The organism is Micropruina sp. (assembly GCF_047602385.1).
In the GTDB taxonomy this organism is placed as follows: domain Bacteria; phylum Actinomycetota; class Actinomycetes; order Propionibacteriales; family Propionibacteriaceae; genus Micropruina.
Window position 1 is genome coordinate 46,480 of record NZ_JASGHL010000001.1, and the last position, 20,197, is coordinate 66,676.

The 20,197-nt window shown below is 69.4% G+C and carries 17 protein-coding genes; 11 read left to right on the top strand and 6 right to left on the bottom strand.

Annotated features, from left to right (window positions below):
* The first annotated feature begins 174 nt into the window (after positions 1-174).
* The 7 genes from QM711_RS00235 to QM711_RS00265 all read left to right on the top strand — a co-directional run bounded on the left by QM711_RS00235 (position 175) and on the right by QM711_RS00265 (position 8,990).
* Complete coding sequence (locus tag QM711_RS00235; RefSeq protein WP_415095718.1) at positions 175-1,923, top strand: acetolactate synthase large subunit; 1,749 nt, start codon at positions 175-177, stop codon at positions 1,921-1,923.
* Positions 1,920-2,456 carry an acetolactate synthase small subunit gene (ilvN, locus tag QM711_RS00240; RefSeq protein ID WP_415095719.1) on the top strand — a complete coding sequence of 179 codons (537 nt, stop codon included), beginning with the start codon at positions 1,920-1,922 and terminating at the stop codon, positions 2,454-2,456. Before QM711_RS00235 ends, ilvN begins: the two co-directional genes overlap by 4 nt.
* A 17-nt stretch (positions 2,457-2,473) precedes the next feature.
* Entirely contained in the window at positions 2,474-3,502 is a 1,029-nt protein-coding gene (gene ilvC, locus QM711_RS00245; protein WP_415095720.1) for a ketol-acid reductoisomerase, read from the top strand.
* 500 nt (positions 3,503-4,002) lie between these two features.
* Complete coding sequence (locus tag QM711_RS00250; protein ID WP_415095721.1) at positions 4,003-5,238, top strand: inorganic phosphate transporter; 1,236 nt, start codon at positions 4,003-4,005, stop codon at positions 5,236-5,238.
* Positions 5,239-5,251: 13 nt separating this feature from the next.
* A complete protein-coding gene (locus QM711_RS00255) occupies positions 5,252-5,542 on the top strand; it encodes a hypothetical protein (protein ID WP_415095722.1) in 291 nt (96 codons plus the stop codon).
* A 17-nt stretch (positions 5,543-5,559) separates the two neighbouring features.
* Complete coding sequence (locus QM711_RS00260; protein WP_415095723.1) at positions 5,560-6,219, top strand: DUF3349 domain-containing protein; 660 nt, start codon at positions 5,560-5,562, stop codon at positions 6,217-6,219.
* Positions 6,220-6,590: 371 nt separating this feature from the next.
* Positions 6,591-8,990, top strand: coding sequence for an HAD-IC family P-type ATPase (locus QM711_RS00265; RefSeq protein WP_415095724.1), 2,400 nt, complete (start codon positions 6,591-6,593; stop codon positions 8,988-8,990).
* Positions 8,991-9,011: 21 nt separating this feature from the next.
* On the opposite strand, the gene QM711_RS00270 is transcribed toward QM711_RS00265, so the two are convergent.
* The 4 genes from QM711_RS00270 to QM711_RS00285 all read right to left on the bottom strand — a co-directional run bounded on the left by QM711_RS00270 (position 9,012) and on the right by QM711_RS00285 (position 11,923).
* Complete coding sequence (locus tag QM711_RS00270; protein WP_415095725.1) at positions 9,012-9,287, bottom strand: hypothetical protein; 276 nt, start codon at positions 9,285-9,287, stop codon at positions 9,012-9,014.
* 234 nt (positions 9,288-9,521) lie between these two features.
* The gene (locus QM711_RS00275; RefSeq protein WP_415095726.1) at positions 9,522-10,571 is read right to left on the bottom strand and encodes a 3-isopropylmalate dehydrogenase; all 1,050 of its coding nucleotides are present in this window, start codon (positions 10,569-10,571) and stop codon (positions 9,522-9,524) included.
* Positions 10,572-10,730: 159 nt separating this feature from the next.
* Positions 10,731-11,684 (bottom strand): Clp protease N-terminal domain-containing protein, encoded by a 954-nt coding sequence (locus QM711_RS00280; RefSeq protein WP_415095727.1) that lies wholly within the window; start codon positions 11,682-11,684, stop codon positions 10,731-10,733.
* A complete protein-coding gene (locus QM711_RS00285) occupies positions 11,681-11,923 on the bottom strand; it encodes a hypothetical protein (protein ID WP_415095728.1) in 243 nt (80 codons plus the stop codon). Before QM711_RS00285 ends, QM711_RS00280 begins: the two co-directional genes overlap by 4 nt.
* 198 nt (positions 11,924-12,121) lie before the next feature.
* Between QM711_RS00285 and QM711_RS00290 the strand changes: the two genes are divergently transcribed.
* Positions 12,122-13,624 (top strand): CoA-acylating methylmalonate-semialdehyde dehydrogenase, encoded by a 1,503-nt coding sequence (locus QM711_RS00290; protein ID WP_415095729.1) that lies wholly within the window; start codon positions 12,122-12,124, stop codon positions 13,622-13,624.
* Positions 13,625-13,755: 131 nt separating this feature from the next.
* Here the strand turns inward: QM711_RS00290 and QM711_RS00295 are convergent, their stop codons facing one another.
* The gene (locus tag QM711_RS00295; protein ID WP_415095730.1) at positions 13,756-15,279 is read right to left on the bottom strand and encodes a PucR family transcriptional regulator; all 1,524 of its coding nucleotides are present in this window, start codon (positions 15,277-15,279) and stop codon (positions 13,756-13,758) included.
* A 131-nt stretch (positions 15,280-15,410) separates the two neighbouring features.
* On the opposite strand from QM711_RS00295, the gene QM711_RS00300 reads away from it, so the two are divergent.
* Entirely contained in the window at positions 15,411-16,733 is a 1,323-nt protein-coding gene (locus QM711_RS00300; RefSeq protein WP_415095731.1) for an aspartate aminotransferase family protein, read from the top strand.
* Between the two features lie 38 nt (positions 16,734-16,771).
* Positions 16,772-17,860: a branched-chain amino acid aminotransferase gene (locus QM711_RS00305; protein ID WP_415095732.1), complete on the top strand. Its 1,089-nt coding sequence runs from the start codon at positions 16,772-16,774 to the stop codon at positions 17,858-17,860.
* Between the two features lie 60 nt (positions 17,861-17,920).
* Here QM711_RS00305 and tpx read toward each other — a convergent pair whose 3' ends face one another.
* Positions 17,921-18,418 carry a thiol peroxidase gene (gene tpx, locus QM711_RS00310; RefSeq protein WP_415095733.1) on the bottom strand — a complete coding sequence of 166 codons (498 nt, stop codon included), beginning with the start codon at positions 18,416-18,418 and terminating at the stop codon, positions 17,921-17,923.
* 178 nt (positions 18,419-18,596) lie between these two features.
* On the opposite strand from tpx, the gene cimA reads away from it, so the two are divergent.
* Entirely contained in the window at positions 18,597-20,180 is a 1,584-nt protein-coding gene (gene cimA / locus QM711_RS00315; RefSeq protein ID WP_415095734.1) for a citramalate synthase, read from the top strand.
* Positions 20,181-20,197: the final 17 nt, after the last annotated feature.

The window sequence follows — 20,197 nt, forward strand, 5'->3', positions numbered from 1 at the left end:
AGAAGTTGACACGATCCGCCCTGAGGCGAAAACTGTTCTCGTGCGGATCTTCCTCGTACTTTCGTGAGCGTGTCAGCCGACTAGTCGACCGACACGCACCCTCGCCTGCCGACGCAGCGAGGGTTTTTTCATGCAAGAGGAACCGCGACCCACACCCGCAGAAAGGGAACAGAGATGTCCGACACCATCGCACCACCACTGCTGACCGGGGCCGAGGCCCTCGTCGAGTCGCTGGAGCGGGTCGGCGTAGAGGTCATCTTCGGGATTCCCGGCGGCTGCATTCTGCCGGCCTACGACCCGCTCGGCCAGTCCGAGCTGATCCGGCACATCCTGGTCCGGCATGAGCAGGGTGCGGGGCATGCCGCCGAAGGCTACGCGCTGGCCACCGGCAAGGTCGGGGTCTGCATGGCCACCTCCGGGCCGGGTGCGACCAACCTGGTCACCGCGATCGCCGACGCCTACATGGATTCGGTCCCGATCGTCGCGATCACCGGCCAGGTGGCCAGTGCCGCGATCGGTACCGACGCCTTCCAGGAGGCCGACATCCGGGGGATCACCTTCCCGATCACCAAGCACAGCTTCCTGATCACCCGCGCCGAGGACATCCCGGCCGCGATCGCTGCCGCCTTCCACATCGCCAAGACCGGGCGTCCCGGCCCGGTGCTGGTCGACATCGCCAAGGACGCGCTGGTCAACGCCGCGGAGTTCCGCTGGCCCGAGTTGATCGACCTGCCCGGCTACCATCCGGTCACGCTGCCGCACGTCAAGCAGATCCGGGAGGCCGCGCGGCTGATCGCCGAGTCCAGCCGGCCCGTCCTGTACGTGGGCGGCGGCGTGGTGAAAGCGCGGGCGTCCGAAGAGCTGGCGACACTGGCGAAGATCACCGGGATCCCGGTGGTGACCACCTTGATGGCGCGCGGCGTCTTCCCGGACAGCCACGAGCAGCACATGGGCATGCCGGGCATGCACGGCACCGTCGCGGCTGTCGGCGCGTTGCAGAAGGCCGACCTGCTGATCGCGCTCGGCACCCGCTTCGACGACCGGGTCACCGGGCGGCTGGACACCTTCGCTCCCGAGGCGAAGATCATCCATGCCGATATCGATCCGGCGGAGATCTCCAAGAACCGAGTGGCCGACGTCCCGATCGTGGGTGATGTGCGGCACGTGATCACCGAGTTGAACGGCGTCCTGCGCGGTGCGGATCTGCCCGGGTACACCGCCTGGCGCCGCTACCTGGGCGCGCTCAAGGACAAGTACCGGGTGCCGACCGAGCCCACCCACGAGGGCATGCTGTCGCCGGAGTACGTGATCAAGCGAATCGGCGAGTTGACCGGACCGGACGCCTTCTATGCCGCCGGCGTCGGCCAGCACCAGATGTGGGCCGCGCACCTGCTGCCGTTCGAGAAGCCCGGACGCTGGCTCAACTCCGGCGGCGCCGGCACGATGGGCTACTGCGTGCCGGCCGCGATGGGCGCCCAGGTGGGCGCGCCCGACGCGGTGGTCTGGGGGATCGACGGCGATGGCTGCTTCCAGATGACCAACCAGGAGCTGGTCACCTGCGCGCTGGAGGGCATCCCGATCAAGATCGCGGTGATCAACAACCAGAGCCTCGGCATGGTGCGGCAGTGGCAGACCCTGTTCTACGGGCAGCGCTACTCCAACACCGACCTGAACACGCTGCGGGTGCCGGACTTCCCCAAGCTGGCCGAGGCGATGGGCGCGGTCGGGCTGCGGGCCGAGCACCCCTCCGAGGTGGACGCGGTGATCAACAAGGCACTGTCGATCACCGACCGGCCGGTGGTCGTCGAGTTCGTCGTGCACAAGGACGCCATGGTGTGGCCGATGGTCGCCGCCGGCACCAGCAACGACGACATCAAGATCGCCAAGGACCTGGCGCCGGACTGGGAGGACGAGGAACTGTGAGGACGCACACGCTGAGCGTGCTGGTCGAGAACAAGCCGGGTGTCCTGGCCCGGATCGCCGGCCTGTTCGCCCGACGCGGCTACAACATCGAGTCGCTGGCGGTCGGCCCGACCGAGCGTCCGGAGCTCTCCCGGATCACCCTCCAGGTCGGGGTGGAGAACCAGCAGTTCCTGGAGCAGATCACCAAGCAGCTGAACAAGCTGCTCGAGGTGCTGAAGATCGTCGAGCTCGAAGAGAGCGCGGTCCGGCGCGAATTGGTGCTGATCAAGCTCAAGGCCGATCCGGGGACTCGCAGCCAGATCATCGAGATCGTCCAGCTGTTCCGGGGCAAGACCGTCGACGTCCAGAACGAGTCGCTGACCATCGAGGCCACCGGGTCGCCGGACAAGCTGGAAGCCCTGCTCGAGATGCTCAGGCCCTACGGCGTCCGCGAACTCGTCCAGTCCGGCCTGGTGGCGCTGGGCCGGGGCAGCAAATCGCTCACCGACCGGTCCAAGACCGACAAGACCCGCACACCCGTGCGCAACCACTAGTCAGCAAAGGAATACAGATGGCAGAGATGTTCTACGACGACGACGCCGACCTTTCGATCATCCAGGGACGCACCGTCGCCGTGATCGGCTACGGCTCCCAGGGGCACGCGCACGCGTTGTCGCTGCGCGACTCCGGGGTGGACGTCCGGGTGGGTCTGCGTCCGGGCTCGAAGTCGGCCGCCAAGGCCGAGGCCGAAGGACTGCGGGTGGTGAGCGTCGACCAGGCCGCCGCCGAGGCCGACCTGATCATGATCCTGGCGCCGGACCAGTTCCAGCGCACCATCTACGCCGAGCAGATCGCGCCGAACCTGCAGGAGGGTGACGCGCTGTTCTTCGCCCACGGCTTCAACATCCGGTTCGGCTACATCACGGCGCCCGCCGGTGTCGACGTCTGCATGGTCGCGCCGAAGGGCCCGGGCCACCTGGTCCGTCGCGAGTACTCCGAGGGCCGCGGCGTCCCGGTGATCGTGGCGGTCGAGAAGGACGAGTCCGGGCAGGCCTGGCCGTTGGCGCTGTCGTACGCGAAGGCGATCGGCGGGCTGCGGGCCGGTGGCATCAAGACCACCTTCACCGAAGAGACCGAGACCGACCTGTTCGGTGAGCAGGCGGTGCTCTGCGGTGGGGCGTCCGCCCTGGTCCAGGCCGGTTTCGAGGTGCTCACCGAGGCGGGCTACCAGCCCGAGGTGGCCTACTTCGAGTGCCTGCACGAGCTGAAGCTGATCGTCGACCTGATGTACGAGGGCGGCATCGCCAAGCAGCGCTGGAGCGTCTCCGACACCGCCGAGTTCGGTGACTACGTGTCGGGACCGCGGGTGATCGACGCCCGGGTGAAGGAGAACATGAAGGGCGTGCTGGCCGACATCCAGTCCGGCGCCTTCGCCAAGCGCTTCATCGACGACCAGGACGCCGGCGCACCCGAGTTCAAGCAACTCCGGGCCGCCGGCGAGGCCCACCCGATCGAGGGCACCGGTCGTGAACTGCGCAAGCTGATGGCGTGGGTGAAGAGCCACGACGACGACTACGTCGAAGGCACCGCCGCACGCTGATCGAAGACGTGCGTCCCCGACCGCGGGACGCATAAAGAACGGGCGCCGCTCCCCACAAGGGAACCGGCGCCCGTTCTGCCGTCCATGGAACGCTGGGGACGGTTCTTCTGGTCACCGGGGACGGTTCTTTTGGTCGCTGGGGACGGTTCTTCTGGTCACCGGGGACGGTTCTTCTGGTCTCTGGGGACGGTTCTTCTGGTCACCGGAGGCGGCTCAGCGCGGGGGTTAGTGACCAAGAGAACCGTCCCCGCGGTCACCACCGGAACGGTGACCAAGAGAACCGTCCCCGCGGTCACCACCGGAACGGTGACCAAGGGAACCGTCCCCGCGGTCACCACTGGCGGGCGCGGGCGCGGAAGTGGTCCGCGGGCACAGGCTCCGGGTCCCAGCGTGCGGACCTGGACGTCGGGCATCGATTTGGCTCAGCCGACCGGCGGATGACACCTTCCATTAACCTGCGGCGGGCCACCCGTTCATCCGAGGGGGTGAGGCTTCCCGATGTGACACTTGAGTTACTTTTGCTGATCCTGGTAATCGGCACCGCCATTGCGTTCGACTTCACCAATGGCTTCCATGACACCGGCAACGCCATGGCGACCTCGATCGCCACCGGCGCACTGAAGCCGAAGACCGCTGTCGGACTGTCGGCGGTCCTGAACCTGATCGGCGCGTTCCTGTCCGTCGAGGTGGCACTCACCGTGACCAACGCGGTGGTGCGGCTGCAGAGCTCCAACGGAGCGCCGAATCCCGAACTGCTCGCCAACAACGGCCACGAACTACTGATGATCGTCTTCTGCGGACTCATCGGCGGCATCCTGTGGAACCTGCTCACCTGGCTGCTCGGTCTGCCGTCGAGCTCGTCGCACGCGCTGTTCGGCGGCCTGATCGGCTCCACCGCCGCGGCCCTGGGCTTCAGTGGCGTCAACTGGATGGGCGACGGCACCAAGCTGGACGGCGTGGTCGGCAAGGTGATCCTGCCCGCCTTCGCGTCCCCGGTCGTCGCCGCACTGGTTGCCACCATCGGCACCTGGCTGGTCTACAAGATCACCACGGGTGTGGCCGCGCGCTACGCCGAGGGTGGTTTCCGCTGGGGCCAGATCGGCACCGCCTCCCTGGTCTCGCTCGCCCACGGTACGAACGATGCGCAGAAGACGATGGGTGTGATCACCCTCGCGCTGATCGCCTACGGCGTGCAGACCGACACCACCACGGTGCCGCTGTGGGTCAAGTTCGCCTGTGCCATCGCCATAGCGGCCGGCACCTACACCGGCGGCTGGCGGATCATCCGCACCCTGGGCAAGGGCCTGGTCGAGATCTCGTCCCCGCAGGGCATGGCCGCTGAGGCGTCCTCGGCCGCGGTCATCCTGACCTCCAGCCACCTGGGCTTCGCGCTGTCCACCACCCATGTCGCCACCGGCTCGATCCTCGGTTCGGGTCTGGGACGGCGCGGCGCGGACGTGCGCTGGGGCGTCGCGATGCGGATGGTGCTGGCCTGGTTCATCACCCTGCCGGCGGCGGGCCTGGTCGGCGCGGTCTGCTTCTACCTCGGTAACGGCATCGGCGGCTACGCGGGCGTCCTGATCGTATTCGGCGCGCTGATCGCGCTGACCGGTTGGATGATCGCGCACTCGCGCAAGACCGCGGTGCACGCCGGCAACGTCAACGACGAATGGCAGGCCGATGCCACACCGGGCGCGTCCGTCGCCTCGGACGAGACCATCGGCGCCAAGGCCTGAAGGAGGCAACGACATGTTTCAACTGTTCGGTAACGCAATCGGCCAGGTCGTGGCCATCTCGATCATCGTCGGCGCGGGCCTGCCGGCCCTGTTCGCCTTCGGCGTGCGCGCGCTCGCCGTGGGGTCCGGAGGTTCGGCCGAGGTCAGCGGCGAGGCGGGCAAGCCGGCGATGAAGGTCGTCGCCTGGATCGCCTTCGCCCTGGTGCTGGCGGTCATCGCGATCGGGCTGGCGATCATCATCTCGTCCGGCTTCGGTTACAAGGTGTCCTTCGAGCACATCTTCCCCACCTTCATCAAGAAGTAGTAGGAGCAGCGCATCCCATGGCTGACCGAACCGGATTGTTCGAGCGGATTCTGCAGTGGCTGCGCGCGGGCTACCCCGATGGGGTTCCGCAGCATGACTATGTGGCGCTGCTGGGTATCCTGCGCCGGTCGTTGACCGAGGCCGAGGTTGAGCAACTGGCCCGCCAGTTGCAGTCCTCGGCCTCGACCGCCGACACCGATGAGCAGATCAGGGAGCTGATCAGGCGAACTGCGTTGGAGGAGCCGTCGGAGTCGGACGTGCGCCGAGTCGCCGGTAGACTCGCCCAGGCAGGCTGGCCGTTGGAGGCGTCGATGGCGGCGCCAACCAGCCAGGAGGGTAAGGGCCAAACCGAAATGTCGCGAATCGAACGGATCGTGAACTGGCTCAAGGGCGGGTATCCGCAGGGAATTCCCGAGGCGGACTACGTGCCTCTGCTCGCCGTCCTCCGCCGCCGGATGAGCCAGGAAGAGATCGATGAACTCGCCGACCGGATCGTCCGCGACGGGCTGGTGCCGGCCGAGCGTCTCGACGTCGGTGCCGAGTTCCTCCGGGTGACCAGCGAGCTCCCCAGTGAGGCTGAGATCCGCCGGATCAGCGACAAACTGACTACCGCAGGGATCGACGTCAGCTATGTGGAGCCGTCCTGGGCGCGGCCGGCCCGTACCGACGTCCCCTGAGCCTTCGATCCACCGATGGGCGCAGTAGGCGCAGATCGATGGATCGAGGCTACGAGTGCGGGCGGCGAGAACCGCTCAGCGCAGGCCAAATCCAGGGGTCAGATCCGCGCAAGCGGGCCCGCTGAGAATCACGCGTTTTCGGCCGGTGCATCGACCAGGGCCGTGACTTCCGCGGCGAAACGCGCATTTTCGCGGTCCTGGTGAGCCAGCGATCACGCGCATTTCTGGGCGTCCGTTGATGGTTCCGGCTTCGGGCGCGGCCATAACGCGCGATTCTCTGCGTACGGGCAGTGGCGAGTGGTCCACGTTCGCCCGAGCACGCCGCATCGCTGCTGGCCGGGCGGGTCCGGCGGTGTGGCAAGCTGTCGGAGGTGACAGCCCTGAACCGAACGATCGATCCGGGACTTAATGCCGCCGAGGTGGCGGAGCGGATCTCGCGGGGGCAGCGCAACGACCTCCCTCCGCGTTCGGGACGGACCACCGCCGACATCGTCCGGGCCAATGTGTTCACCAGGATCAACGCGATCCTGGCGGCCCTGCTGGTCTGCGTGCTGGCGACCGGATCGTGGATCAACGGCGCCTTCGGGCTGCTGATCATCGCCAACTCGGCCATCGGCATCATCCAGGAATTGCGTGCCAAGAAGACCCTGGACAGCCTGGCGGTGGTGGGGGAGGCTCGGCCCCGGATCCGCCGGGACGGCGTCGCCCGGGAACTGGCCCGCGAGGAGATCGTCCTGGACGATCTGATCGAGGTGGGACCGGGCGACCAGATCGTGGTGGACGGCGTCGTGGTCGAGGCCGACTACCTCGAGGTCGACGAGTCGCTGCTCACCGGCGAGTCCGATCCGGAGCCGAAGGCCCCCGGAAGCGAGGTGCTGTCGGGCAGTTTCGCGGTCTCGGGCACCGGCAGCTATCGCGCCACCAAGGTCGGCAGCGCGTCCTACGCCGCCCAACTCACCGCCGAGGCGGCCAAATTCACCCTGGTCCGGTCCGAGCTCACCCAGGGCATCAACCAGATCCTGAAGGTGATCACCTGGGTGCTCGTCCCCGTCGGCGCCGCCACGATCTGGGTGCAGCTGAGCCACGCCGGCGACGACTGGCGACGCGCCGTCCTGGCGATGGCTGGGGCGCTGGTGCCGATGGTGCCCGAGGGGCTGATCCTGCTCACCGCGGTCGCTTTCGCGCTCGGCGTGGTCAGGCTCGGGCAGCGCAAATGCCTGGTCCAGGAACTGCCGGCGATCGAAGGCCTGGCCCGCGTCGACGTGGTGTGCGCCGACAAGACCGGCACCCTGACCGAGAACGGGATGACCTACGGCGAGCTGCGGCTTGCCGAGGGGGTCGTGGCCGCCGAGGTCGAGCAGGGGCTGCGGCAGCTGGCCGCGTCGGACCCCCGGCCGAACGCGTCCATGCAGGCCGTGGCGGCGGTCTTCGCGCCGGCGAGCGAGCCGTGGGCGGTGCTGGCCAAGGCGCCGTTCACCTCGGCGAAGAAATGGTCCGGAGCCACCTTCGTCGGTCCGGACGGTGCGGCCGTCAGCTGGGTGATAGGGGCACCGGACGTGCTGGCCGCGGCCGGCTCGGCCACGGCGTCCGAGGCCGAACAGATCGCATCCAGCGGGCTGCGGGTGCTGCTGGTCGGCACCGCCCAGCATCCCGTCGACGACCCGGACGCCCCCGGCGCGGTCACCCCCAAAGCGCTGGTCGTACTCAATCAGCGGGTCCGACCGGACGCCGCCGACAGCCTCGCCTTCTTCGCCGAGCAGGGCGTGGCGCTGAAGGTCATCTCCGGCGACAATGCCGCCTCGGTCGGTGCAGTCACCCGCTCGCTGGGGGTGGTCTCGGACTACGCGGTCGACGCTCGCACGTTGCCCGCCGACCCGGTCGCCTTCGCGGAGACGGTCGAGCGCACCGATGTCTTCGGCCGGGTCACCCCGCACCAGAAGCGAGCCATGGTCGGCGCGCTGCAGCAGCACGGGCACACCGTGGCGATGACCGGGGACGGCGTCAACGACGTCCTGGCGCTCAAGGACGCGGACCTGGGTGTCGCGATGGGCTCGGGCTCGCCGGCGACCCGGGCGGTGGCCAAGATCGTCCTGCTCGACGACCGGTTCGCCACCCTGCCCTACGTGGTCGCCGAGGGACGCCGGGTGATCGGCAACATCGAACGAGTCGCCAACCTGTTCCTGACCAAGACCATCTACTCGGCGCTGCTGGCGCTGCTGGTGGTGCTGTGGCGGGTGCCGTTCCCGTACCTGCCGATCCACATCACCATCACCGGCTGGTTCACCATCGGCATCCCGGCGTTCCTGCTGTCGCTGGCGCCGAACAACGAGCGAGCCCGGCCCGGCTTCGTCGAGCGGGTGCTGCGGCTCGGCGTGCCGGCCGGTGTGATCGTGGCGACGGTCACCTTCGTCACCTACCTGCTGGTGCTGCCCGGTCCCGGGGCGGGGGAGGCCGCCATGCGCCAGGCGACGACGGCCACGCTGGCCGGGATGATCGTCGCCGCCACCTGGGTGCTGGCCGTCGTGGCGCGTCCGTACCAGTGGTGGAAGGTCGCCCTGGTGGTGGTTTCCGGACTGGCCTACCTGCTGATCTTCAGCTGGCCGCTGACCAGGGAACTCTTCCTGCTGGACGTCGGCGACAGCCGCGCGATGGCCACCGGGCTGCTGGCCGGGGCGATCGGCGCGGTGCTGATCGAACTGGCCTGGTGGGGTGCCGGACTGGCCTTCAAGGAACCGCGGGTGTTCTGGAAGCCCCGCGTGGAAGAGATCTGACCGCGACAAGGCTGCTGTGGTTCAGGAAAGGATGTCGGCGCGGCCCAGCCACCGGTCGATTTTCCGGCCCGTCCGGGTCCACCACCACACGGCACAGCCAAGACTCGCTACCGCGCTGCAGGCCGCACCGATCCAGGGCACCCAACTGAAACCGGTGAACTCTTCGGTGTGGACCACGTTGTTCTGTTCGTCGTTGTACCCGCCGGTCGGCCGGAAGCTGGCTCGGACGCTCCCGGCCGCGGGGATCTCGCCGTCCAGGTAGATGTTCCGCTTGGTCAATGTCCGATCGTCGCTCACCCAGTCACCCACGACCCGACAGGGTTCCAGGCCGAACGCGGGTGGCTCACACCCGTGCCGGGTGAACGTTCCCCAGTGCACCGGCTCCGCCAGATTCCTCAGGTCGCTGATGCCGAGGTCAACGAAGAGCACGGCCACGACCGCGAGCGATGCGACCGTGAGCGCCCGACCGGTGGTGACCAACCGGTCCCACCAGCTTGGCTTGCGCACTGGCCGATTCGCGTGACGCTCGGTTCAGCCCAGCCGGGCGGCGATGGCGTCCCCGACCTCGGTGGTGGAGCGCTTGGCGGCACCCCGGGAGGCGATGTCGGCGTCCACCGCGGCGTCGATCCGGGCGGCGTCGTCGCGGCGTCCGAGATGGTCGAGCAGCAGGGCCATCGACGAGATGGTCGCGGTCGGATCGGCGATGCCCTGGCCGGCGATGTCGGGCGCCGAGCCGTGCACCGGCTCGAACATGGACGGGAAAGCGCCGGAGGGGTTGATGTTGGCCGACGCCGCCAGGCCGATGCCGCCGGTGACCGCCGCGGCCAGGTCGGTGACGATGTCGCCGAACAGGTTGTCGGTGACGATCACGTCGAAGCGCTGCGGGTCCTGCACCAGCATGATCATGGTGGCGTCCACGTGCAGGTAGTCGGTGGTCACCTCGGGGTACTCGGCGGCGACCGCGGTGAAGATCCGGTTCCACAGCCCGCCGGCGTTGACCAGCACGTTGTGCTTGTGCACCAAGGTGACCTTCTTGCGTCGCCGCATGGCGCGCTCGAAGGCGTCCCGGACGACCCGCTCGACCCCGCGCGCGGTGTTCACGCTGACCTCGTTGGCGACCTCGAAGTCGGTGCCGGTCTGCATCGAGCCACCCACGCCGCAGTACAGGCCCTCGGTGCCCTCGCGGACGACGACGAAGTCGATCGGGCCGCGGGCGACCACGGCGTCCGACAGCGGAGTGACGACGCCCGGGTAGAGCTTGGACGGCCGCAGGTTCACATAGTGGTCGAAGGCGAAGCGGAGCTTCAGCAGCAGGCCGCGTTCCAGCAGTCCGGACGGGATCGCCTTCGAGCCCGGGGCGGCACCGACCGCGCCGAGGATCAGGGCGTCCGCCTCGGCCAGTTCGGTCAGCACCGAGTCGGGCAGCACCTCGCCGGTGCGTTGCCAGCGCTCGGCGCCCAGGTCGTAATGGGTGAAGTCGAAGGCGTCCGGGCCGACGGCGGCTTTCAGCACCTTCAGGCCCTCGGCGACGACCTCCGGACCGATCCCGTCCCCGGGGATCACAGCGATGTTCTGCGGCATGCCGTCACTCTAGGAGTCGGCTCACTGGTTGAGACGCGCGTCTCAGGCGCCGTCGGAGAGCCGCGTCCGACCTCGCAAACCTTCGGCGTCATCGCAACGGTTCGAACCGGTGCGATGACGCCGAAGGGTTGCGAGGTGACCTCAGTCGGGGAGATCCCGTCAGCCGGCCTGCCGATCGGCGATCTCCATGCCGATCCGGTGCGCGCTGTAGGTCATGCCGACACCGCTGATCCAGCCGGTGAACGGGGCGGCGAGCCGGCCGAGCACGCCGAAGCTGCGCTGTCCGCCGGTGTGCACCAGCTCCGCGCCGCCGGGCGCGGCCACGATCGCGAACCGGTCGTAGCGCAGCGGCTGGCCCGGGTGCGGCCCGTCGACCATCTCCTGGATCCAGGTGACCACGTCCGCCTCGCCCTCTCGCCGCCGGGTGTGGTGGACGCGCAGGGTGAGCTTCTTGCGGCCATGGCGGTGCCGGATGGTCTCGCCGGCGCCGCCGATCTCAGCCTTCGCCGGGTCGTACGCCCAGGCCGACAGCAGTGCCGGATCGGCGAGGGCGTCGCCCACCGCGTCCGGCGGAGACGAGAGATAGTGCCGGATCCGGGTGGCCCGGGCGGGTGGGGGCAGCAGGCCCGGGTCGGCCGGCACCCGTTCGGCGTCCGGTTCTCCCGGCACACCGGCCAGTTCGGCGGCCAGCACGTCGGGATCGACGCCGTCCGCGATCAGCAGGCGCCGCACCACCCCGGACGACTCGTCAATCAGCGCGAGCAAGGCCGCGCAGGTGCCACCTCGGGCTTTCGCCTGGGCGGCGACCAGATCGTGCGCCGGGCCGGACGCCCGCCAGTCGGCGAAGTCCAGGTCTCGAGCCGCCTTCGGTGCCGGAAGGACGGCGTCGGGTACGTCCAGTCCGAGGGCCGCCAGGTCGGAGGCCAGCGACTCCCGGACGCGTTGTCGTGCCGAGGTCAGCGAGACACCGTGAGCGCCCAGAGTGCGGGCCGCGTGGCCGCCGACGGCGAGTAGCCCGAGGTACAGATGGTCGACGTCGATTTCGCCGAGCCGGGTGCGGGCCGCCTCGAGGTGGGCGGCCCCGGTCCAGCGGCTGGTGAGCAGCATGCTCATCGGTTCTTCCTTCCCTGCAGTTCGGCCGCGACGCGGCGCGCGTACTTCTTGTGGACCGCCTGCCGGGTGACGCCGAGCGCGGCGGCGATCTCGGGCCAGCCGTGCCCGGCCCGCAATGCCTCCTCGACCTGCCTCAGTTCGAGCATGTCGGCAACGCGGCGCAGCGATGCCACCGCGCGCAGCCCGGCCATCGGGTCAGTGGTGTCGGACGCGGTGCGCGCCACCTCGACTGCGATCATGGGAGCAACCTAGGTTGACGAACCCGCAGTTGTCAACTCAGGTTGCTCTACAAGAGCTGCCGCGGACGGACTCTGCAGGCTGCCGGGAACGGAATTGGCGAATCTGGATAGCGGGATTGGACAGTTCCGGCATTGGCTGCGGTCGCCCAGATCCGTACCGTCGCAGTCACCGCCGAGTCGATCGCCAAGGAGCCGTCCGTGTCCGCTACGCCCAGCTACGTTCCGCACTGGATCGCCGGAAAGCCTGAGATCCCCGAGGGCACCCGGACGGCGCCCGTCTACGACCCCGCGCTCGGTGTCGTGGCCACCTGGGTGTGCCTCGCCGGCAACGCCGAGATCGAGGCGGCCGTCGCCTCGGCCAAGGCTGCCTTCCCCGCCTGGCGGGCGTTGTCGCTGGCTCGTCGCCAGGCCATCCTGTTCCGGTTCCGCGAACTGCTGGCCGCCCGCACGTCCGAGCTGGCCGCGATCATCACCGCCGAGCACGGCAAGGTGCTCTCCGACGCCGCCGGCGAGGTGGCTCGCGGCCTGGAGGTGGTCGACTACGCCTGTGGCCTGGCCGAACACCTGAAGGGCGAGTTCTCCCAGGGCGTCTCCACCGGGGTCGACGTGCACTCGGTACGTGAGCCACTGGGCGTGGTGGCCATCATCTCCCCGTTCAACTTCCCGGCGATGGTGCCGATGTGGTTCTTCCCGGCCGCGATCGCGGCCGGCAACGCCGTCATCGTCAAGCCGTCCGAGAAGGACCCGTCGGCGTCGCTGTGGATGGCTGAACTGTGGCAGGAGGCCGGGCTGCCCGACGGCGTCTTCACCGTTCTGCACGGTGACAAGGTGGCCGTCGACGGGCTGCTCGAGCACCCCGACGTCCGCGCGGTCTCGTTCGTCGGTTCGACCCCGATCGCCGAGTACGTCTACCGGACGGCGTCGGCAAACGGCAAGCGGGTGCAGGCGCTCGGCGGCGCCAAGAACCACATGCTGGTGCTGCCGGATGCCGATCTCGACCTAGCCGCGGACGCCGCAGTGAACGCCGGGTTCGGCTCGGCAGGGGAGCGCTGCATGGCGATCAGCGTGGTGGTGGCCGTGGAACCGGTGGCCGACGAGCTGGTCTCCCGGATCGCCCAGCGGATCGCCGGGCTGAAGGTCGGCGACGGCCGGCGGGCCTGTGACATGGGGCCGCTGATCACCGCCCAGCATCGCGACAAGGTCAGCGGTTACATCGACGTCGCCCTGGCCGACGGGGCCACCGTGGTGGTCGACGGACGCGGCATCGAGGTCGACGGCGCGTCCGACGGGTTCTGGTTGGGCCCGACCCTGGTCGATCACGTGCCGACCGGCTCGGCGGTGTACACCGACGAGATCTTCGGCCCGGTGCTGTCGGTGGTCCGGGTGGCGAGCTATGAGGAGGGCGTCGCACTGATCAACGCCGGCCGGTACGGCAACGGAACCGCGATCTTCACCAATGACGGCGGTGCCGCCCGGCAGTTCCAGCTGGACGTGCAGGTCGGCATGATCGGTGTCAACGTGCCGATCCCCGTGCCGGTCGGCAGCTTCTCCTTCGGCGGTTGGAAGGATTCGCTGTTCGGCGACACCCGTGCCTACGGTGCTGAAGGATTCCGGTTCTTCACCCAGCAGAAGGTGGTCACCACCCGCTGGCTCGACCCGAGCCACGGCGGCATCAACCTCGGCTTCCCACAGAACCACTGATCGTCGTCGGCGAGCCCGTCGTGGTCGGTCGAGGTCGTCGTGGTCGGTCGAGGTTGTCGTCGGGTCGAGCTGGTCGAGACCTCAGCCCCGCTGACGAGAGCTTCGACGCGCTCAACCCCCTGGGAATCCGCTCAGATCCGAACGTCGAGCAGTTCCAGCGCCAGCCATAGCTCGGTCCGGCCCCGGGGGGTGTCGAGATCGAGTCCGGTGGCCTGCTCCACGGCGGTGATCCGGTTGCGCACGGTGTGGCGATGGACGCCGAGCGTGCGCGCCGCCGGATCCCACGCGCAGCCTTGATCCAGCCAGACCCGCGCGGTCGCGATCAGGGCTGCGCGGTCGCTCGACGCGGTCAAGCCGGCGAGCAGCCCGCGGGCCAGTTCGGCGCCGCCGTGGGCGGCCAGCGCGCCGACCAGGCCGTCGCCGAGCAGCTCGTCGAACCGGACCGGACGTCCACCGCCGCGCGCCCTGGCCAGGGCGTTCTCCGCCTCGGCGGCGAGTCTGGCGAAGTCCGTCCAATCGCCCGCGCCGGACACCCCGGACGGCAGCCGATGCCGTTCCAGCACCGCGACCAGGCGGGCCGTGTTCCCGACCGCGGTGACGACCACCAGTCGCTCGTCCCGCTCGGCCACGAACCACGGGGCACCGTCCCTGGCTTCTCGCTCCAGCTCGTAGCGGACCGGCTCGGTGACCGTCTCCAGTGGCAGCACGGCGATCTGCAGCGGAGCCTCCGGCAGGGCACCCCCGACTCGGTCGGCGAGGGCGTGCGCCGCGGTCACCGTCCCGGCGTGAAGCAGTTCCAGGACGCCGGTGCGCAGCGACCGGCCGGCTGCCTCGACCAGCCGGCTCTGCTCCAGGCTGATACTGGCCAGCGCGATCACGCTGAGGATCAGGTCGGATTCGGCGTGGCCGGGCGGCAGCGCGGTACCCACCGCCAGCACGCCGCGCACCTCGTCGCGCTGGCCCAGCGCCTGCAGGGTGATCGCGCCATGGCCGGCCGGCAGCCGGGTGCCTGCCCGCAGGCCGCGGCGCAGCACGTCGCCGACGGCCTCCTGGACCTCGCCGGTCAGCGCCGCCGGGATGTCCCGGATCATCCGGACCGGGATGCGATTGCCGGCCGCGTCGAACAGGGCCACCCAGCAGTCCAGGTGGCGTTCCAGTTCATGCAGCACCGCGGCCAGCCCGTCCGCCCGGGACGCCGCCCGGCCGAGGGCGCGCTGGGCGCTCAGCGACCACTCCAGGCGGCGGTGCCGCTCGGCCGCGATCTCGTCCGCGACATGACGCACGATCGCGATGAACGGGACGTGCCCGGGTACCTCCAGCAGCGGCAGCCCGGCGCGTTCGCAGGCCGCCGCGACATTCGCCGGGATCTCGTCGTGGACGATGCGGGTAGCGAAGCCGAGGGCCAGTAGGCCACGGGCCACCAGCCGTTGCGCGTAGTCGTCGGCCTGTCGGTGGGACGGGGCCGGCGTGGTGCCGAACTGGGCCCCGTTGGTCAGCAGCAGCTGGCCGGGCTCCAGCCACGGGGTGGGATCGGGCAGGTCCGAGCTGTGCGCCCAGGCGATCGGGCTCTCCCAGGCGACCCGGTCGGCACCGGCGACGACCAGTCGCAGGCCGAATCGGGGATCGGCAGTGAGGGACCGCAGGGTGACCGGCATGCCGGCATCAGATCATCGGCACCGACGAACTGTCCAGTGCGGGTCTGTTTGATCGACTATTCCGGCACTGCGGTGCCGGTGACGGGCTGCCAGACTGCGACCGTCACCCGACTCGCACCCGAGGAGTGCCCGTGTCCGCATTGTTCCCTGAGGCCGACAACAGCACCGTGGCGGCCGCCGATCGCTCGCAGGTCTTCCACTCCTGGTCGGCGCAGGCGGCGCTTAACCCGCTGCCGATCGCCGGCGGTTCGGGCAGCCGGGTCTGGGACCACGACGGCCGCAGCTATCTGGACTTCTCCAGCCAGCTGGTCAACACAAACATCGGCCACCAGCATCCGGCTGTGGTGGCCGCCATCCAGGAGCAGGCCGGACGGCTCGCCACCATCGCGCCCAGCCAGGCGAACCAGGCCCGGGCCCGGGCCGCCGAACTGATCCTCGAGCGGGCGCCGGAGGGTTTCGCCAAGGTGTTCTTCACCAATGGTGGTGCCGACGCCAACGAGAACGCGATCCGGATGGCGCGGCTGACCACCGGGCGCGACAAGGTGATCTCGCGGTACCGCTCCTATCACGGCAACACCGGCGCGGCGATCGTCGCAACCGGCGACTGGCGCCGGCTGCCCAATGAGTACGCGCGCGGCCACGTCCACGTCTTCGGGCCCTACCTGTACCGCTCCGAGTTCTGGGCCGAGACTCCGGAGCAGGAGAGCGAGCGGGCGCTGCGCCACCTGGAGCGGGTGATCCAGTGCGAGGGTCCCGACTCGGTCGCCGCGATCCTGCTGGAGACCATTCCCGGCACGGCGGGCATCCTGATGCCCCCGCCCGGCTACCTGAGCGGCGTCCGGGCGTTGTGCGACCGGTACGGCATCGTGCTGATCCTGGACGAGGTGATGGCCGGCTTCGGACGCGCCGGCGAGTGGTTCGCGCTGGACGCCTTCGACGTCCGTCCCGACCTGATCACCTTCGCCAAGGGGGTCAACTCCGGTTACGTACCGCTGGGTGGCGTGATCATCAGCGAGGCGATCGCGGCCGCCTTCGATGAGCGGGTGTTCCCCGGCGGGCTCACCTATTCGGGCCATCCGCTGGCCACCGCGAGTGCCGTCGCGAGCATCACCGCCATGGCCGACGAAGACATCATCGGCAACGCCCGGCGGATCGGCGCCGACCACCTCCGTCCCGGGCTGGAGGCGCTGCAGCAGCGCCACGAGGTGATCGGCGAGGTGCGCGGCACGGGCGTGTTCTGGGCGTTGGAACTGGTCACCGATCGCGCCGGCCGGACGCCGGTGAGCGCGTCCACCATGGCGGCACTCAAGGCGGCGTTGCTGGCTCGCGGGCTGTTGCCGTTCACCGCCGACAACCGGCTGCACGTCGTGCCGCCCTGCGTGGTGACCGCGGCGGAGGTGGCCGAGGGCCTCGAGATCATCGACGCTGCGCTGGACGCCCTGGACGCCGCCTGACCGCGACGCGGGCCGGATCCGATCAGTATTCTGCGGCCATGTCCTTGACCTTTCCGCTGACCGCCACCAGCGCCCCCGCGTCCGCCGAGCGGGTCGCCGAGATTCACGCCGATCCGGGCTTCGGGGTGTACTTCACCGACCACATGGCGGTGGCGACCTGGCGGCAGGGCTCGGGCTGGGGCGAGGACGCCGTGGTGCCGTACGGACCGTTCCAGCTTGATCCGTCCACCGCCGTCCTGCACTACGCGCAGGAGGTCTTCGAGGGCCTCAAGGCCTACCGGCAGCCCGACGGCTCGATCTGGCTGTTCCGTCCCGAGCGCAACGCCGAGCGGCTGCAGGCGTCCGCGCGCCGGCTGATGCTGCCGGAACTGCCGGTCGAGGACTTCCTCACCTCGGTCGAGCAGTTGGTCAGAGCGGACGCCGCCTGGACGCCGGACGCCCAGGGCGGCGAGGCCAGCCTGTACCTGCGGCCGTTCATGTTCGCCAACGAGTCGTTCCTTGGGGTGCGGGCCGCGCACGTGGTCAGCTACGCCGTGATCGCCAGCCCGGTCGGCCCCTACTTCGCCGGCGGCGTCAAGCCGGTGAACATCTGGGTGACCGACGAGTACAGCCGGGCCGGCAAGGGCGGCACCGGGGCGGCCAAATGCGGCGGCAACTATGCCTCCTCGCTGATCGCCCAGTACGAAGGGGCCGAGCACGGCTGCTCGCAGGTGCTGTTCGGTGACGCCGGCAGCGGGGTGAACACCGAGGAACTCGGCGGGATGAACCTGATGGTGGTGACCACCGACGGAGAGCTGATCACCCCGGCGCTGACCGGGACCATTCTCGAGGGCGTCACCCGGGACTCCATTCTGACCGTGGCCGCCGATCTCGGCCTGCGGCCGGTGCAGCGGGTCATCACCCTTGCCGAGATCTTCGACCGGGTGGACGCGGGCGAGATCGTCGAAGCGTTCGCCTGCGGCACTGCGGCCGTGCTCACCCCGGTCGCCGAGTTCCGCTCCCGGCAGGGCGACCACGTGGTGGGCGCCGAGCCGGGAGAGCGGACCATGCAGATCCGCTCGGCGATCCTCGACATCCAGTACGGCCGGGCCGCCGACAGCCACGGCTGGATGCGCCGGGTGGTCTGACGCGTCCAGCGCTCCACTATTTCGGGCTCGCCGAGTTCAGCGAGCCCGAATTGGTTGTGCTCAGCCGACGGCTGCGACGGCCGCGTCGTAGTCAGGCTCGTTGCCGGTGCTCTCGGTGACCTGGACGTGCCGGACGACGCCGTCCGGGCCGGCGACCACCACCGTCCGGGCCAGCAGCCCGCGCATCGGCCCGTCGGTCAGGGCGACCCCGTAGTCCTGGCCGAAGCTCGACCGGAACGCGGAGCTCACCACGACGTCCGCGATGCCCTCGGCGCCGCAGAAACGTCCGAGGGCGAACGGGAGATCCTGCGAGACGCAGAGCACGGTGGTCTCGGGGAGTCCGGCGGCCAGCTCGTTGAACCGGCGGACGCTCATCGCGCAGACCCCGGTATCGACGCTGGGAAAGATGTTGAGCACCAGCGTCCGGCCGGCGAAATCTTCCAGCGTCACGTCGGTCAGGTCAGGCAGGGTCAGCGTGAAGGAGGGCAGTCGCGTCCCCACGGCAGGCGGGTCCCCGGCGGTCGCGACAGGGACGCCTCGGGCGAGAGTGATGGCCATGGGCCTGTCTTACCCCGTCCGGTCCACCGGGATCAAACCGGCCGCGGGTCGCCCGCCGGCGACCGCGAGGGTGCGGTCTCAGTGCCTGAGATCGATGGACGTGCCTTCCGCGGCTGGCGGCACACTCGATTGGTTGTCGCGTAACGCCGCGCGCATTCCATCCATGAACGAGGGCACAATGTCGAGCTTTCCTGTCGCGCCGGACACTTTCCACGTCTTCGACACGACCCTGCGCGACGGAGCACAGCAGGAGGGCCTGCAGCTTTCCGTCGCCGACAAGCTCCGGATCGCCGTCCTGCTCGACGAACTCGGGGTCGACTTCATCGAGGGCGGTTGGCCCGGTGCGAACCCCAACGACACCGCCTTCTTCGCCGCCGCGGCCGACGGGGAACTGACTCTCAACCACGCCGAGCTGGTCGCCTTCGGCTTCACCCGCCGGGTGGGCACCACCGCCGCTCAGGACCCGATGGTCCAGGCGCTGATCGATGCCCGGACGCCGGTGATCTGCATCGTCGCCAAGAGCCACTCCGAGCATGTGCTGCGGGCGCTGCACACCACGCTGGAGGAGAACCTGGAGATGATCCGGGACACCGTCAGCCACCTGGTCGCCGCCGGACGGCGGGTGTTCGTCGACTGCGAGCACTTCTTCGACGGCTACATCGTGAACCCGTCCTACGCCCTGGAGTGCGTCCGGGTCGCCGCCGAGGCCGGGGCCGAGGTGGCCGTGCTGTGCGACACCAACGGCGGCATGCTGCCGGCCCAGATGGGGGACGTGGTGACCGCGGCGAGCGCGATCGGGGTCGACCTGGGCATCCACTGCCACAACGACACCGGCTGTGCGGTGGCCAACACCCTGGCCGCGGTGGACGCCGGCGTGATGCACATCCAGGGCACCGTGAACGGCCACGGCGAGCGCACCGGCAACGCCAACATCATCACCCTGATCGCCAACCTGCAGCTCAAGTACGGCTGGTCGGTGGTCCCCGAGTCGGCGCTGCGGGACGCGACCCGGCTGAGCCACGCGATCGCCGGCGTGACCAACATCCCGCCGGGCACCAAGCAGCCCTATGTCGGATTCTCGGCCTTCGCCCACAAGGCCGGCCTGCACGCGTCCGCGATCAAGGTGGACGCCAACCTCTACCAGCACATCGATCCGACCCTGGTCGGCAACGACATGCGGATGCTGGTCTCGGACATGGCCGGCCGCGCCAACATCCAGCTCAAGGGTGAGGAGCTGGGCTACGACCTGTCCGACCGCGACCTGGCCGGACGGATCACCGACACGGTCAAGCAGCGCGAGATGGGCGGCTACAGCTACGAGTCCGCCGACGCCAGCTTCGAGCTGCTGCTGCGCGCCGAACTGGGCCTGGCCGAGGAGTTCTTCGACGTGCTCACCTGGCGGGTCTTCACCCAGCACGAAGTGCGGCCAGAGGGCGACTCGGAGGCGACGGTGAAGCTGCGGGCGCAGGGCGAGACGCTGTCCTTCGTCGGCGAAGGGCACGGCCCGCTGAATGCCCTCGACCACGCGCTGCGGACGGCGCTGAAGCGGGCCTACCCGCAGGTCGACGACTATGAACTGACCGACTACCGGGTGCGGATCCTCGACCAGGGGCACGGCACCGACGCGATCGTCCGGACCCTGATCGACACCACCGACGGCAACCGGACCTGGACGACCGTCGGGGTGGGCACCAACGTGATCGAAGCCAGTTGGGAAGCGTTGTACGACGCGTACCGGTGGGGGCTGACCAAGCACAACTGAGCCTCGAAGCCGTCACC

What these genes read in the sequence shown, in the direction of transcription:
- ilvC (WP_415095720.1), top strand. Translation starts at nt 2,474, where the DNA reads ATGGCAGAGATGTTCTACGACGACGACGCCGACCTTTCGATCATCCAG.
- QM711_RS00275 (WP_415095726.1), bottom strand. Translation starts at nt 10,571, where the DNA reads ATGCCGCAGAACATCGCTGTGATCCCCGGGGACGGGATCGGTCCGGAG.
- QM711_RS00280 (WP_415095727.1), bottom strand. Translation starts at nt 11,684, where the DNA reads ATGAGCATGCTGCTCACCAGCCGCTGGACCGGGGCCGCCCACCTCGAG.
- QM711_RS00305 (WP_415095732.1), top strand. Translation starts at nt 16,772, where the DNA reads ATGTCCTTGACCTTTCCGCTGACCGCCACCAGCGCCCCCGCGTCCGCC.
- QM711_RS00285 (WP_415095728.1), bottom strand. Translation starts at nt 11,923, where the DNA reads ATGATCGCAGTCGAGGTGGCGCGCACCGCGTCCGACACCACTGACCCG.
- QM711_RS00255 (WP_415095722.1), top strand. Translation starts at nt 5,252, where the DNA reads ATGTTTCAACTGTTCGGTAACGCAATCGGCCAGGTCGTGGCCATCTCG.
- QM711_RS00235 (WP_415095718.1), top strand. Translation starts at nt 175, where the DNA reads ATGTCCGACACCATCGCACCACCACTGCTGACCGGGGCCGAGGCCCTC.
- QM711_RS00260 (WP_415095723.1), top strand. Translation starts at nt 5,560, where the DNA reads ATGGCTGACCGAACCGGATTGTTCGAGCGGATTCTGCAGTGGCTGCGC.
- tpx (WP_415095733.1), bottom strand. Translation starts at nt 18,418, where the DNA reads ATGGCCATCACTCTCGCCCGAGGCGTCCCTGTCGCGACCGCCGGGGAC.
- QM711_RS00295 (WP_415095730.1), bottom strand. Translation starts at nt 15,279, where the DNA reads ATGCCGGTCACCCTGCGGTCCCTCACTGCCGATCCCCGATTCGGCCTG.
- cimA (WP_415095734.1), top strand. Translation starts at nt 18,597, where the DNA reads ATGTCGAGCTTTCCTGTCGCGCCGGACACTTTCCACGTCTTCGACACG.